The sequence below is a fragment of the Pontibacter brevis genome (assembly GCF_054779655.1).
Window position 1 is genome coordinate 1 of sequence record NZ_BAAGXV010000009.1, and the last position, 15,472, is coordinate 15,472.

Annotated in this window: 9 protein-coding genes; all 9 read right to left on the reverse strand. The window is 49.6% G+C overall.

The features are described 5' to 3' along the window. Positions 1-15: 15 nt before the first annotated feature. Complete coding sequence (locus tag ACYVB1_RS02165; protein ID WP_460920032.1) at positions 16-312, reverse strand: transposase; 297 nt, start codon at positions 310-312, stop codon at positions 16-18. A gap of 228 nt (positions 313-540) precedes the next feature. Then, positions 541-1,419 (reverse strand): ThuA domain-containing protein, encoded by an 879-nt coding sequence (locus ACYVB1_RS02170; RefSeq protein WP_460920034.1) that lies wholly within the window; start codon positions 1,417-1,419, stop codon positions 541-543. A 44-nt stretch (positions 1,420-1,463) separates the two neighbouring features. Further along, positions 1,464-4,634 (reverse strand): PVC-type heme-binding CxxCH protein, encoded by a 3,171-nt coding sequence (locus ACYVB1_RS02175; RefSeq protein WP_460920036.1) that lies wholly within the window; start codon positions 4,632-4,634, stop codon positions 1,464-1,466. Positions 4,635-4,977: 343 nt separating this feature from the next. Continuing rightward, a complete protein-coding gene (locus tag ACYVB1_RS02180) occupies positions 4,978-5,994 on the reverse strand; it encodes a GntR family transcriptional regulator (RefSeq protein ID WP_460920038.1) in 1,017 nt (338 codons plus the stop codon). Positions 5,995-6,528: 534 nt separating this feature from the next. After that, entirely contained in the window at positions 6,529-7,356 is an 828-nt protein-coding gene (locus ACYVB1_RS02185; RefSeq protein ID WP_460920040.1) for a 3-keto-disaccharide hydrolase, read from the reverse strand. A gap of 194 nt (positions 7,357-7,550) precedes the next feature. Next, positions 7,551-8,420 carry a glycoside hydrolase family 16 protein gene (locus ACYVB1_RS02190; protein ID WP_460920042.1) on the reverse strand — a complete coding sequence of 290 codons (870 nt, stop codon included), beginning with the start codon at positions 8,418-8,420 and terminating at the stop codon, positions 7,551-7,553. 280 nt (positions 8,421-8,700) lie between these two features. Then, positions 8,701-11,370, reverse strand: a complete 2,670-nt coding sequence (locus ACYVB1_RS02195; protein ID WP_460920044.1) for an MGH1-like glycoside hydrolase domain-containing protein — start codon at positions 11,368-11,370, stop codon at positions 8,701-8,703. A gap of 1,155 nt (positions 11,371-12,525) precedes the next feature. Continuing rightward, positions 12,526-12,744, reverse strand: coding sequence for a Sec-independent protein translocase subunit TatA/TatB (locus ACYVB1_RS02200; protein WP_460920046.1), 219 nt, complete (start codon positions 12,742-12,744; stop codon positions 12,526-12,528). A 499-nt stretch (positions 12,745-13,243) separates the two neighbouring features. Continuing rightward, positions 13,244-15,472 carry a S9 family peptidase gene (locus tag ACYVB1_RS02205; protein WP_460920048.1) on the reverse strand — a complete coding sequence of 743 codons (2,229 nt, stop codon included), beginning with the start codon at positions 15,470-15,472 and terminating at the stop codon, positions 13,244-13,246.

Below are 15,472 nucleotides of genomic sequence, written 5' to 3' on the forward strand. Positions count from 1 at the left end.
ATGCAGAAAGAGCCGTCAATAAAGCACTCGCTCAAATCCACACCGCCTCTCTCCATCAGGTCCTTTGCCAATGCTTCCACTATCCTGCGCATCACACCCTGCTTCCGCCCTACCAAACCTGCGGTGGCAGGTTTGGTAGGGCGGAAAGCGCTCCGGCAAATCCTTCCAGGGAGCACCTGTACGCAAAACCCACAATACCCCCTCCATCACCTCCCGCTTCTCCCTGGCAGGTCTGCCTTTACCGTCGGACCGCTTTACCTGATCTGGCACAAGGTCTTTTACCCTTTCCCATTGCTCGTTTGTCAACTCCATGAGAAACCAACATATTAACTCAAGCTGGGATTCCCATTTTTGAGATAGCCTCTAGTTTCAAGCCACCTTCCCTATATCATATGGCGTGGAGTATTTCCGCCGTATCCCGATAGGTCCAGCGAAATCAGTTCTTTTTGGGGAAAAGCTTACATGGTGCGCCAGCAGGAACTTTTATTAAAAGCTAAAGCAACTGTAGTTTATGTCTGACCGTGATTGCTGTATCCGTTTTTACATCCCCCTGTATGGGACATCCATGGCTATTTTCCCTGCCCATTTCTCAGGCACAGGCTTGCCTGCAGCCCAATGGATGGCATTCATAACCAGGCGCAGGAATGGCTCTCTGCTGAAATCACCGGGATGGCCTAAGGTGGTCGTAAATACTTTTCCTCCATAGGAATTTTTCCCTGTCCAGGCCACCGGGTGGTCAATCGCCTCCTTATCCGGATTAACGGCATGCCCCATCAGTAGCCACTCAGAACCTTTTGTTGGATAATCAGGCAGGACCGTGTACAGCCAGGAATCGGCATGAAAGCTTTTATCCACTCCGGTAAGTATCGGGTTATCCGCAGCCTCCGGGATAACGGTCACCTCGGTGCTGGACTCGTGCCCGTAGTGGGTATGATTCGCTTTGCCACCCCAACCCGGGGGCGAATTGAGGGCAAGCTCCCCAAACGCGTTCCACTTTTCCAGCTCATGCCCCTTCGGGTAGTTAAAAGCGTGGGTAGAGGTTCGGAAGCCTATCACGGGCTTTCCTGTCTTCAGGTAATCTTCGATAAGCTTTACCTGGTCTGCCGGCAAGCGGCGCCACCGCAGAAAGAATACCGCTAAATCTGCCTCTTTTAAAGCCTCCAGCCCCGGTATGTTTTCTTCCGAAGTATGGTCCGGAGATGACTTCAGCACAATAGTCTGCATACCGTAATTCTTTTCCAGTTCTTCAGCAATGAGCGGCATAGTAATTTCACTGCTGTATTCATGGTCGCCGGTCACAAACACCACCAGTGGTTTCTCAGGGTTTGTGCTGCCTGTGGTTTGGGCACAACTGTAGAAGAGGCACTGCACCAGGAGGCACAGCATGAAGAAGCACATTATACTTTTTAATTTTTTCATAGAGAAAATAAAACAGGTAAAACGAACACACCAGAGGTGTCAAATTAATTAACCTCTGCCTCCATAGGATGCTGTTTGAGCAGCTCTTCAGGTGCATAGAAGCCTTTTTTATCTTTTGTGGCGGCCCGTACTTCTTTCACCTTCTCCGGGGTGACAGCAGGCGCTTTGTTGCCAAAGGAATTTCGCACATAAGTGAGCACGGCGGCAACTTCCTCGTCCTGCAGCATACCGCCGAAAGGCGTCATGGGCACCTGTCCGCCGTAGGTTTGCCCCAGCACTTTAATAGGGCCATGCAGGCCGTTCAGCACCAGCTTAATCAGGCGCTCTTCGCTGCCGGTTACCCATTTGGTGCCGGCAATGGGCGGGAAACCAGAAGGCGGAAGGCCGGTGCCATCTGGTTGGTGGCAGGTAACACAGAACCCATCGCGCGCATAAATCGCTTTCCCCTGCACATAAAGGGCCTGCTCTGTGCCTTTCAGGTGCGTCACTACTTCTTCCTCTTTTTTCTCTTCCAGTGATTTTCCGTTCAGGTGCGCGACCGCTGATTCATGGGCATACACCATCCAGTCATCCAATGGTTTCTTTGCGGCTTCGGCCAGAATAGGAAGTCCTTTTTCTTTATCCAGCCACGAAGCGGCTACAATTGCTTCCAGCCGCACCCGCCCATGTTCATCCTGGGCAGCCTGCATGAGTAAAGCGGGCTGTTCGGCTACTTGGTGCCCCGTGTACCGCAGCACACGCACCGCAGCAGCGCGGGCACGATAATCTTTTGCCTGCAGTAACTGCCGAAGCAGCTTTTCGTCTACTTTGTTCAGCCCCCAGCTTACCCACAGTGCTTCGAGCAAGTGGTGTTCGTAGCGGGAATCATGCTTATCCAGCTTCGCAACCCATGCATTCATTTTAGGTAGCACCTCTGATGCGTTGCGTCCCCGCAATTCCCGGCGGGTACGGTAGCGGGTCCTGAATTCCGGAAGCTTTAGGTTATCCAGCAGCTCGTTGATACTTGCGCCCGCCACTTTAGCAGGCTGAACCAGGGGACGTGAGGGATAGGTGATGCGGTAAATCCGGCCGTGCACGTGGTCCCGCAGTGGGTCACGGGCGTTGTGCTGCATATGGCCGATGAGCACGTTGTGCCAGTCGACGAGGTAAAGCGAACCATCCGGGGCAAACTCCATGTCTACAGGGCGGAAGTTTTTATCGTCTCCCTGCACGAGGTCCTGGCGGTGTCTGGTTTTATAGCCGGTGCCGTCGTCTGTCATCGCGTGCTGTTTCATGCCTAAAAAGCCTATCGTGTTGTTGATAAGCATGTCTCCCTGCACCTCATTCGGGAAGTGGCGGCTGGATACAAACTCCAGGCCGGAGGTAGGACGCACCCTGTGCTTTTCCTCAATCAAGTCAAAAGACTTGTGCGTGGAAATGCCGTACCGGGGCTTTACTGAACCCGGCATCATCCAGCGCACATCCGGGCTGGAGGTTTCAACGAAGAAGTTCTGGCCCCATTCATCAAAGGCAATGCCCCACGGGTTTGGAATCGCAAGCTGTGCGGTTCTCTCTAAATGCCGCCGCTGCGGATTATACCGGTAAAAGCCGCCATTAGTGGCCCGAACCGGACCATAAGGTGTTTCCACATTGGTGTGCAGGAAAACGCCTTCGCCCATGTAAATGGCCCCTGACGGATCGGCGGCGTAAGCACTGTGGGCGTGATGGGTGTCGTGGTCATCAAACCCGCTCAGCAGTATTTCTTTCTTATCGGCTTTGTCGTCTCCGTTCGTATCGGTGAGCAGCACGAGGTTAGTGCCCTGCGAGACGTACACGCCTTCCGGTGCGAGTTCAAACCCGATGGGTAGGTGCAGCCCATCTGCAAACGTGGTCTGTTTATCGGCTTTGCCGTCTCCGTTGGTGTCTTCCAGAATGAGGAGCTTATCGTTTGGTTTCGCATCGCCGGGCTTGTAATGCGGGTAACTGGGCATGGTAGCCACCCACAGGCGGCCTTTGTTATCAAAGGAAAGCTGCACAGGGTTGGCCAGGTCGGCAAACTCCTTTTCAGAAGCGAAGTGTTCGATTTTGTAGCCGGGAGCCGCTTTCAATTTATTCAGCGCCTCCTGCCCATACAGGTATTCCGGGGCACCCTTTTCATCGGGGTTATAATTTGTTTGTACCGGCGGCAGCTTTCTTGTCTTTTGGTCTGCAGCAGCCAGGTCCATTTTTTCTCCTTTCACGGCCCGCCAGATGGCCTCATCCCGCAGTGCCGTCATCTCCCGGATTTTGGCGATTTCTGCAGGGTAATTGTCTGGCCCGAATGGATTGTGGCGGCGCCCGAACACGTGCACGCCATTGGGTATTTTGAAGTCGTTGTGCCACATCCAGTTTTTCTCCAGCACAGCAGCCCTAACCAACTCCCGGTGCGCTTTGGCTTTGGGCGCAACTTTGCCAAAGGTTCTGTCGGCAAGCAGCTTTCCGAACTTCTCATACCCTTCGTGATTCAGTTGAAACCCATCTATGGTCAGAGGCTTTTTGCTGCTGTCGTACCACCTTTTGGAAAGCGAAAAGGCATCAATGAACAGCACCTTGTTTTGGGCGGCCACGTCTTTCATCGCCTCCGCATACAACGCGAGGTTCGCATTCTCCTGCCTGCCATCCGGCAAATCATACTGCTTCGATAAATCCTCGAAAGCGATAGGCGACACAATGGCCAGTTGGGGAACTGATTTTCCGTTGTATTTCTGGTTTAAGGTGTGTTTGATAAAGGCGTCGAGTTCCGCTTTGTAATTCGCCAGTCCTTCCTTTCCCTGAAAAGATTCGTTATACCCGAAGAAGGCGATGATAATGTCTGCCTGAAGCCGGGTGAGCCATTCATCCTCTGTTTCGAAGTGGCCCTGGCTATCGGAGTAATTGGCCAGTTCCGTCTGGAATTTCTCAGCACCCGGAAACGCCCAGGGAGACACCCGGCCTGCGTGTGGCCTGAAGCCGGGCGTATTTCCACCGTCACTCATATTCCGGATAACCAGCAGGCTGTCCGGGTACCGCAGGTGCATTTCTGTTTCGAAATGCCCATAGTGCATCATCCTGGAGCCCAGGTTATTCCCAATCAGGACAATGTGTGCTCCCTTGCTAAGTTTGAGTGTATCGGAGTTGCGTTGCGTAAACTGAAAGGCCAGTACCGCTACTGCAACGACACAAAAGGTTTTGAGCATTACGATGATGTTCTCTTTCATACCTGCTGCTTTGGGATACGTCTGATCAAGATAAACCTATCTGCTTAATAAAGCAAACTGTCCTGATTCAGGCTTCAAGTGACTGGCAACATGGCGGTTCACTATGGTAGCCTGGCCATAAGCTGTATTGTGTAGGAGTATTCCGGAGCCGAAGAGGATAGGCCCGAAGGGACATAAAACAGAAGGTTCTCCTATTTTACCTCATTTTATCTCAAACCTAAATTCCGGGATGAGGCCTGTTAGTTGGGTGAACGGATGATATCCGGTTCACCCAACTAACAGGATGTATTGGGTTCTAAACTTATGAGAGGCAAATACTAAAACCCTTCTATTACTTTGATGATTATAAAGAGCTTCTACGGATAAGCGTGAACGGATTGTGGACTTTTTCCCTGAGTTTGTGCTTCATCAGGTTGCCAGCTGTTTCTCCCATACGCTCATGGTCTGTGGATATTACCGTGATTCCGTTATCCAGGATATTCTTTAGCGGAGTATCGTTATAGGAAATGAGGCCCACTTCCTTCCCAAGCGTCAATCCTTTTGCACGGGTTTCCATGATGAGGTTAGCCAGGTCAGATTCTTCCAAAACGATAAAAGCAGTTCCGGCTGAGAGCGGTTCCTCATGCACGCAATTAACCACTGTGTGTTCCATAGAAACCTCTCTGCAGAAATGGCGGAACCCTTTTACGATTTCAATGGGGTACGAAACATCTTTAGGATAGACCAGGACAAATTTCTTATACTTACTCAACAAGTCTTTGCCTGAATGCAGCGCACTTCTAATGTCGCGCTCAAAGTCCTGGTAAACGGCGGCACAGTTGCCCTTGTAATTCTCAATGTTTTTGTCGAGCAGCACGAGCTTCTCCTGGGGTATATTCTTGATTACCTGCGTGGCAGCCTCCAGATTGGTTGTGAAATGAGGCATGATAACGTAGTAGTGATACTTGCCTGCACTTTCCTTTACCAGGTTCTCACAGATTTTGCCATCGTAGTGGTGAATATGTAAATCCACAACAGCATCTTCACCCAGTGTTTTAAGAATGGAATAGTAAACCGATTTTTTGTACGCACTCAGCTTATTGAATAACAGCAGCACGCGCATTTTGTCCGGACTAAACGTTTCGCTGATATAGCAGCCTTTGCCCTTAACAGAACTAATAACTCCTTTTTTGCGCAGCACCTTGTATGCTTTTTCGATTGTGTCCCGCGACAGGTAATACATCTCACTGGTTTCGTTTATAGACGGCACGCGCTCTCCAAGCTTCAAAACTCCTGCCTCAATGTCCGCAATAATTGCATTAACTACCTGTAGATACTTTGGAGTGGCCGATGATGCATCAATTCTGTCTAGAAGTTCCATAAAGTTACCTTGTAATGAGTAATCCGAATTTATTTATAAGCTTTAGTTGAAGCTCTTTAAGCGTAATATAAGCCAGTAGCCTGCGCAGCTACTTTATAAGAAGTCCCCCGTGAAGTCAATTGATAGCCGTTGCCCATCAAAGCAAGCAAACAGAGCGCAATCGATTGCGCAATAACATTATTCCTATACGCACTGAGACGTTTTAAAGTTCATATATAACAGTGATTAATCAATCATAATTTTCAGATATGTAATATAGGGGATTATATCCTTGATCCAAAAAATAATTGCCTTAAAGCGCTCTACCTGTGAAAAGTAGATAAAAGAACAAGCAGCTTCTCACTGAAAGCAGCAGAAGAGTACAGGCTTTTTTCAGGCTGCAGGCCTCTGTTGGTTGTGCAATGGATTGTATGTCTGCCGGTTGCCTGTGCCTGGTATCTGAAAAAAGGAGCAGGACGTAAGGGACAGATCATAACTTTTGCCCAGAAGCCCCTGCTTAATAGATTATCCCCTTCGCTGGAGTAAGGGCTCCTTCTAATCCAGCTTTTTTATTCTGATGTCCCGGAACTCTATTCCCTGTCCCTCGCTCTGAAGGGCTATATACCCTTCTGTCAGGCGCTTTCCATCCTGTTTTATTTTCGGGTCATAGTTATTCGCTACGCCTCCCCCGATTTGTGGGCGTGTGTACTGTAACACTGTGTCTCCGTTGATAAGGTGTGTCACCAGAGAGTCGCCCAACACTATCATATCTGCCCTTACCCACTGGTCCCACTCATAGGTTTCGGAAGAAGAGTTGATGCAGTGCCTGGGGTCCATTTCTCCCTTATAAAATACCTCTGTACCCGGTGAGCACATGTTGCCGGTCGGGCGGGGTTTACCGTCCCCGGCTGCTGCCAGTAACTGAAACTCAACTGAAACAGGCCAATCCTGCTCCTTTAAGATGGTTCTGGGGTCTTGGGAGTGGAACATAATGCCGCTGTTCCGATAAGTATAATCAGGAGCGTCCTTCAGCCATTGGTCTGTAAACCGATACTCCCAGGTCAGGTGGTAAGAGGAAAAAGGCTCCTTGTAAAACAGGTGGCCATAACGGTTATTAAACTCGTCATAGCCGTCATAATTCACCTGCAACACGCCATCTTGCACTCTAAATGTTTGGGCATAGTTGTCGCCCACATCATGGTGGTGTATTTTAACAATCCAATCGTCGATGTCTTTGCCGTTAAATAGCGTCTGCCACTCGCTTTCCTGCTCTTGTGTTTCCCCGGAAATACCTGGAGAACAGGAAACGGCACATAGTAAAATGACAAACAGTAAAGCGGCTCTTAGCTGCAATAAGGACTTGTTTTTGGGTGACAAGATCATGAGTTCTTCTATTTTTAAGGTGTTGAACACGGATATGCAATAGAAAAGTGATGGCTAACTCACAGCATCGAATATTCAATAAGCTAGTGAAAATAAATGAACCCGCTGTTCAATGACTGTGGTTTTTGCATATTCACCTCTACCAGGGAAAAGCTTCAGACGCTCTACTGTCTTACTCCAGGCATCAAACCGGACTACTTTCTTTGATAAACCCTGATATAATCCACCTCATATTTCCCATGAAAGCCTGTGGCTGCAGGTTCTCCTCCATTTGAGCCAATAGCCAAGTTTAGCAGGACATAATGCGGCTGGTGAAACGGGTTGAAGCTGTCTGGGTTCAGGGTCTGGCTTAAGTCCACCTCGTTTAGTAATTCATCGTCCAGGTAAAGCCTGATATAATCCTCTGTCCAATCCATCTTCCAGACATGAAACTTCTCCGGCCAGTCAGGGTCCTTCTGGAGGAAATGAGCTAAAGGAATTTTACGCTCATCCCATTCTGCCCTTTTGGTCTCATGTGCCCAGGCGGCATTTGCCAGAATTGTTGGCTGCCCCTCTACCCGGTAATACTCCATGATATCCACTTCCCCGTTGGCAGGCCATCCTTTGGTTGTGCCCAGGGTCCAGATGGCCGGCCACATGCCCATGGCGGTGTCTATCCTGGCTCTGACTTCTATAATGCCATATTGAAAGGCTTTTTTCCCATTGGTGTTGATGCTGGCTGAAGTATACTCGGCGTACTCCCTGTTCTTTCTCCAGTCTTTGCTGGAGGAGTCAAAAAACTCATTTTTCACCTTTTCCCGCTTCCCGTCAATCACCAGTACCCCGTCCCGGACATTAGCATTCTCCGGCTGGTACCACTGCAGCTCGTTGTTCCGCTTAAAGCCATATTCATAGGACCAGGCGGCACTATCAGGCTTCCCGTCTATATTAAACTCATCCTGCCACACCAGTTCATACCCTTTCGGGATCTGTGCGGTGTCACTTACAGACGGGGAGAGCATCTGCCCCCTGCTGCAGGCGAACAGGCTTGCTGAAGCCAGCCACAGTACCCATTTATTTTTCATCTGCTTGATCTTGTCTTCAGAATTTGGCTCATACAAACCTGCCCTTGCTGTGTCTTTTGTTCAACAAACTCCTTGCTTTGCCCGGAAGCCGCTGGTCTAAGTATGATAGAGCGGCCATTGGCACTGTTTTGGACAACTGTGCCGGAATAAAGCCTGCCGCAGGCACTCCTGCCCTAAAAAATCATTAAAAACAAAAGCGGGAAAACCTAAGGCTTTCCCGCTCTGTAATATTTCACAAACTGCTTCTGCTCAAGAGTATGCTTAAGCAGCAGCCAGCATTTTAATGATACGCATTGACAGCATCGGCATGAACAGAGGTCTGCTGGTCTGTATCATCTTTCTGCTCTTCCATTTCCAGTAACAGGTTGGCCACCAAGGCAGTCCATCCGGTTTGGTGGGAGGCGCCAAGTCCCTGCCCGGTGTCGCCGTGGAAAAACTCATAGAAGAGATGGTGATCTCTGAAATGCTCGTCTTCCGCGAACTGCGCATGGTCAGCGTGGTACTGGTACTTGCCGTCTTCGTTTCTTTCGAAGATACGCAACAGCCTTTTTGTCAGCTCATTCGCCACCTGGTTCAGGTTCAGCTTGTTTCCGGCACCGGTTGGGAATTCAACAGTAAAGGCATCCCCAAAGTATTTGTGGTATTTCCGGAGCGCCTGAATGATCAGGTAGTTCAGCGGGAACCAGATAGGGCCACGCCAGTTGGAGTTACCGCCAAACATAGGGCTGGAACTTTCGCCGGGCTCATAATGAATGCTGTGATGGCTGCCGTTGTGTCCAAACTCAAACGGGTGGTCCTGGTGGTATTTCGACAGCGAGCGAAGTCCATAGTCAGACAAGAACTCGTCTTCATCCAGCAGCCTTTTCAGGAGGTAGCCCAGCCTGTAACCACGCATTACCGAAAACAGGTAATCCCCATCCTTGCCCTTCTCTTCGATGTCGGAGATAAGCTGCCCCAGATCAGGCCGGGTGCGGGTAATACTAACCGCACGGATTTTGAACTCCAGCATCCGGTCAAAGAAGCTGCTGTCAATCACTTCCACTGCCAGCAGCGGAATAATCCCTACCAGCGAACGCACTCTCAGCAACTCACTTGTACCGTTTTCATACTGCACGGCATCATAGTAGAACTTATCCTGCTCATCCCACAAAGAGATGTCGTTTTTACCAATATGGTGCATGGCCTTGCCTATGTTGAGGAAGTGGCGGAAGAATTTGGCAGCAGACTCTTCATAGGAAGGATTTTTCTTTGCCAGCTCCAGCGACATGCGCAGCATGTTCAAGGAGTACATCGCCATCCAACTGGTGGCATCGGCCTGCTGCAGCTTCTTAATGCCGTATGGCAAATGGCTACGGTCAAACACCCCGATGTTGTCCAGCCCCAGGAAACCACCCTCAAACAAGTCGGTGCCGTTTACGTCTTTCTGGTTCACCCACCAGGTAAAGTTCATGAGCAGCTTCTGGAAAGCGCGCTCCAGGAAGTCCCAGTCTGGCTTACCTGTCTTCTTCTTGTCTATTTCATACACCTGCCATACGCCCCAGGCATGTACCGGCGGGTTTACATCGCTAAAATTCCACTCGTAGGCAGGTATCTGCCCGTTCGGGTGCATGTAATACTCCCGTAGCATGAGCTGCATCTGGTGCTTGGCAAAATCCGGGTCTACGTGCACCAGTGTGGTGGCATGAAAGGCAAGGTCCCAGGCGGCGAACCAGGGATACTCCCATTTATCCGGCATCGAAATAATGTGCCGGCAGGTCAGGTGCTGCCAGTCTACGTTGCGCTTCAGGTTGCGGTGCGGCGGGTGTTCATGCGACTCCCCGAAATGCCACTTGTACATATCCAGGTAATAGAACTGCTTTGTCCACAGCATACCGGCAAAGGCATTGCGAGCCAGGGTTCTGTGCTCCCGGGACATCGTGTCCGGAACCAGCTGCTCGTAAAACTCATCTGTCTCTGCCTTGCGGCGGGCAAACACAGCATCAAAATTTGTCCACGGATCTGCAATTGTCTTTTTGCTCAGGCGCACCCTGAACGTGGCTTCGCCGCCAGCCGGTATTTCCTCTTTCAACCAGATAGCTACTTTCGTACCCTGCTTCTCCGGGTTAACCGTAGGAGCCCGGTGAATCACATGGTTGTTGATGCCGTCTTTTACATAAGGGTACTCATTTGCCGCATTATAGACACGCTGGTTGTTTGTTTCATTCTCGCAGAACAGCTGCTCCCCGTGCTGGTGGTAAAAATAAAATTTACCGTTACGGTCAGAGTGTGTTTGCACAGAATCGGCAGTCGGAGCCGTCATGTTTGGCTTAGAGTACTTCGAATTATGCTTCCAGTAGTTGCGGAACCACAGGTGCGGCAGCACATGGATGGTAGCTGCCTCCGGACCGCGGTTGTGCACGGTCACTTTCATCAGTATGTCGTTCGGGTCTGCTTTGGCATATTCGATAAAAATGTCGAAGTAGCGGTTTTCCCTGAACGCATCTGTGTCCAGCAGCTCAAACTCCGGCAGCAACCGTCCTCTTACATTTTGCTCCACCAGTTCCTGGTAAGGGAATGCGGTCTGGGGGTATTTGTATAAAAATTTGGTATAGGAATGTGTGGGAGAAGCCTTCAGGTGATAATAAAGTTCCTTTACGTCCTCACCGTGGTTTCCCTGCCCGTTGGTCAGGCCAAAAAGTCTTTCTTTCAGGATGGAGTCTTTACCATTCCAGAAAGCGGGTGCAAGGCAGAGGATCTGCTGGTAATCGCAGAAGCCCGCAATACCTTCATCGCCCCAGCGGTAGGCATTGCTTTGCGCCATGTCATGGGAAATATAATTCCAGGCGGTGCCGTCCGGGCTATAATCTTCACGGACAGTACCCCATTGGCGGTCGGACAGGTAGGTCCCCCATTTTTTCCAGGTTCTGTTATTTGTTGAATGAGCTAAACGCTCTTCTTCTTTACTACGCATGCGAATAGGTGCTATAAATATTGTGCCGAAAACTTGCCCCGGCACTGAAAAACATCTTACAGTCTCTATCCTGGTGCTGCATTGTATCATAAAAGGCAGCAACCCTGGACAGAACTTATTATTACGTGAAATATACTTTGATGTGTACCTGAGGAAAGTCTACTCCAACAGGTACTCAAATAGATTGTTTGCTAAACCTTAGCAAGTGGGGCTATGATTGTATTTTCCTTTGCAGGTGGAAAGAATTTTGGATCGCTCTGGTAAACCCAGTGCGTAATACATGATGCAATTTGTAAATGTTTATTTCAATTATACTCTCCTTCTCTAGATTATAACAAAATCTTTATATAACAAACATTCAGATCCACCCGAAAATTTAACACTTATCAAACACAAGACTTTTTAAATGCGATTTTAACAAAACAATACACTTCCCTCTTTTTACTTTTTAACCAGAAGCCTGTAAAATTACCACAAAGCCACCACATACTTCTGTAAAAGGATTGTAATATACTTAAACTAGTGGCATAGTGTTCAATACTTTACAACTTTTATTGTGTCGGGTAAAAGGAAAGGCGTGAAGGGCTGCCGATTTTTAGAAAGCAGCTACCCTATATGCCGCAGTTGCCTGTTTCTTTAGCTGGTACAAAATATTTTACCTTCCTTGTTGTCGTACTCCCAAAGTTGTTCAGGTAACCCTGCTCAAAAGCTTGGAGCAGGAATGTATTTCCGGCTCATATACTTCTTGTTTTAAGGCTTCTTCCAAAGAAAGGGTGCAACGGGCCCGGGTGTTTGCCTGCGCATTGCTTCATACCCATGCCACATTTCTTAAAACCTCCAGGCCATCGACAGTGGGCACCACTTTTAAAATGCTGATGTCACCTGTGCCTTCCAGGACGAGAGGCCTCACCTTAGGGGAAGGAACACTTTATAACTGGCTTAAAATAAAGAAGGGGGAGAACCATAAGTTCTCCCCCTTCTTTATTTTAAGCCAGTGACAGACTCACAACTACGCACCGCTTTTGTTTATTGCCATTCTTCCTGAGGGGCATGGTTGAATGAGCGGCTGTGCCTGCAAATACGGTGGAAGGTGCATTACCGAGCAGGAGCCCAGTATATACTGTTACTGGCCAGGTATCTTGTAGAGCAAGAGGCTTACTGTTTAACCTCTTTTTCTATTTCTCTCACTGGCTTTTCCAGGTCACGCTGTATCTCGTTGGTGGCGTCTTTAAACTCGCGGATACCACGGCCCATGCCTCTGGCCAGCTCAGGAATACGCTTAGCACCAAATAATAGCAGGACAACAAAAAGAATAAGCAGCACCTCTGTGCCTCCCAGGCCTCCGATGAATGCGAAAATGTTTGTGATTTGCATAAGTCTATAAATAAGCTAACAATATAGTAATTAAGAATAAAACACCAAACAAAACAAGCCGAACCTTCGCAGCTCACAGGTTGCCAGGCCATTGTGCCACCGTCACTGATCCCGGTTGTGTTTGGCTGCGCCTCCACTCCCACATACTCCAGATTCTCTTCAGCATACCCGAATGATACCGCGTGCCATGAGCAGCGCAGTGCTGGGTACTTTTTCAGAAGAGGTGATGGGTATGTCAACACTTCCTGTAAAGCGGGTCCAGGTGCAGCGAACCCCGCGGTGCGGTCATCATGACCTGCTCATAATCCGGCACCAGCGCTCCCTTGACACAGGCTCACTCCCAGTTGGCTCCGCGGCAGCTGTGGGCTGTGAGATAGTGGTTGCCTGTGGATTGGAGTTGGAACAGGACAGCAGCAGGGCTACTACAGGAATGGGGAGAACATGGTTTGTTTTTATTTTGGTTCCTTTCAATCTGCTAGTCTGCCTTAAGATGCGCTTCCTAATTCCGATCAATCAACCTGCCGCCGGGAGGGCAATGCTGTTTCAGGTAGTTTGTAAATAAGGTAGAAAGGTGCTCATTCGTCCCTTCCCCTTCTGAAATGCCATGGGTGCGGTTCGGGTACGGCATCACCTGGAACTGCTTGTTGTGCTTTATCAGCTCGTTGATGAGCTGCTCTGCATTGTTGTAGTGCACGTTGTCGTCGCCGGTGCCATGGATGTAGAGCAGATTCCCCTGCAGGTTTTTGGCATGCGTGAGGGGCGAGCCCTGCACAAAGTCCTCCTGGTTCTCCTGCGGCAGCCCCATGTAGCGCTCTTGATAAATATTGTCGTAAGTGAGCTGGTTTGCCACTGCCGCTACGGATATGCCTGTTTTGTATAATCCCTGATGTTGGAACAACAGATTGAGCGTCGCAGAACCGCCACCGCTCCACCCCCACACTGCCACCCGACTGGTGTCTACGTAAGGCAGTTTCAGGATTTCCTGCGCGGCCATGGCCTGGTCATGTATATTAAGCTTGCCTACTTTCCGGTAAATGCTCTTACGCCATGCTCTTCCTTTCGGAGCAGGAGTACCCCTGTTGTCGACGGAGGCATAGATATAGCCATCCTCCGCCATGCTGCCCTTGTACAGGCGGTTGTTGCCTATCCCGTAGCGATCCAGTACAGTCTGTCCTGCCGGCTCAGTATATATCTGAAACACAATAGGGTACTTCTTATTCGGGTCAAAGGAAGCAGGCTTCACCATCCAGGCATCCATCTCCACCCCTTCACTGGTTTTCACTTTGAAAAACTCTAAAGGTGACTTTGACTTGTCGGCCTGCGCTACCGCCTGTTCAACAGCACTGTTGTCATCCAAGGCCTTGTGCTCCGGCAGCGACACCCACTCAGAGGCTGGCTTTGTATAATAGTTGGAGAACCGGTGGTAGGCAAACTTTGTGTTGGGTGAGAGTTCGTAGTCGTGGGTACCAGCCTGCGTTTTAGGCGACAGCCGCTCTGCGTTTCCTTTACCATTCAGCCGCACCCGGTACAGGTACTGCTGTGTTGCATTGTCTGGCGAAGCCATAAAGTATACGTAGCCGGATGCCTCATCTACGGCAGCAATATCCATCACATCGTACTTGCCTTTGGTAATAAGCGTCTCTTTTTTGCCGTCGCGGCTGACGCGGTACAAGTGTCGCCAGCCGTCTTTTTCACTTGCCCACAAAAACTCTTTGCCTCCGTTCAGCCAGTTCCAGCCACCAAACCGATAGTCGCTGTCCCAGGTAGGCATGATGTCAATCCAGGCGGCATCTTTCTCTGCATACACCTGCTTTACCTGCCCGTTGGAGATGTTACTCAAGTATAGCTTGCTCTCGTTTTGCTTGCGGTTCAGTTGCTGTAGTATCAGTTCGTTTGAGTTTGCCGCCCACTCCATGCGCGGAACGTAATGCTGCTGCGGATCACCCGGTACATTCATCCAGTTTATATTTGCGGATGCTACGTCTACCACGCCAATTTTATAAGGAGAAGGCGCTTCCCCAGCTACAGGATACTCCACCGGTATCACCATTGGGTAGATGGAATCGGTGTGGTTGATCATCAGGTAATCTTTCACATCGGTGGCATCTATCTGCCAGAAGGCAATCTTCCTGCTGTCTGGGCTCCAGCGGAAGCCGTCGCGGGCGTAGAACTCCTCTTCATAGGCCCAATCAAAAGTACCGTTGATGCGCTTTCTTGTGCCGTCTTTGGTGAGCTGCTGTACTTCTTTGCTCTCCAGGTTCTCTACATAGATATTGTTTCCGCTTACGTAGGCCACCTGTGTGCCATCAGGAGAGAACTTAGCAAACATAAGGGAAGAAACAGGAAGACCTTTCCCCAACTGCTCCAGCGTTTGCCTCTGTAGATCATATACCCAATAATCGCCCCTTGTATCCAGGCGCCATACTTTCACGGTGTTTGTATACAGCAGCACTTTCTGCTCATCCTCTGAAAAAGAAAAGCTCCGGATTTTCAATGGCTCTGTTCTGCCTGCCGGCACAAGCTTTTCCTTTGCCAGCATGACCTGCTTTTCCTGCGAGGGCAGGGTGGTTTTGATGATGCTTCCCTCTTCCTGCTGCGCGTATGTGTTGCCTGCTTTTAACCAAACAATTCCTCCCCTGCTTTGCGCCGCTCCTGAAAAGGAAAAAAGCGAAAGCTGCAGCAGGAGCAGCAACAGAAATACAGGATTGATAGCTTTTACAGGCTTCAT

Bases quoted from the DNA above. Each gene is read 5' to 3' on its own strand.
- ACYVB1_RS02165 (WP_460920032.1), bottom strand. From the start codon at position 312: ATGGAGTTGACAAACGAGCAATGGGAAAGGGTAAAAGACCTTGTGCCA.
- ACYVB1_RS02170 (WP_460920034.1), bottom strand. From the start codon at position 1,419: ATGAAAAAATTAAAAAGTATAATGTGCTTCTTCATGCTGTGCCTCCTG.
- ACYVB1_RS02175 (WP_460920036.1), bottom strand. From the start codon at position 4,634: ATGAAAGAGAACATCATCGTAATGCTCAAAACCTTTTGTGTCGTTGCA.
- ACYVB1_RS02180 (WP_460920038.1), bottom strand. From the start codon at position 5,994: ATGGAACTTCTAGACAGAATTGATGCATCATCGGCCACTCCAAAGTAT.
- ACYVB1_RS02185 (WP_460920040.1), bottom strand. From the start codon at position 7,356: ATGATCTTGTCACCCAAAAACAAGTCCTTATTGCAGCTAAGAGCCGCT.
- ACYVB1_RS02190 (WP_460920042.1), bottom strand. From the start codon at position 8,420: ATGAAAAATAAATGGGTACTGTGGCTGGCTTCAGCAAGCCTGTTCGCC.
- ACYVB1_RS02195 (WP_460920044.1), bottom strand. From the start codon at position 11,370: ATGCGTAGTAAAGAAGAAGAGCGTTTAGCTCATTCAACAAATAACAGA.
- ACYVB1_RS02200 (WP_460920046.1), bottom strand. From the start codon at position 12,744: ATGCAAATCACAAACATTTTCGCATTCATCGGAGGCCTGGGAGGCACA.
- ACYVB1_RS02205 (WP_460920048.1), bottom strand. From the start codon at position 15,472: ATGAAGCCTGTAAAAGCTATCAATCCTGTATTTCTGTTGCTGCTCCTG.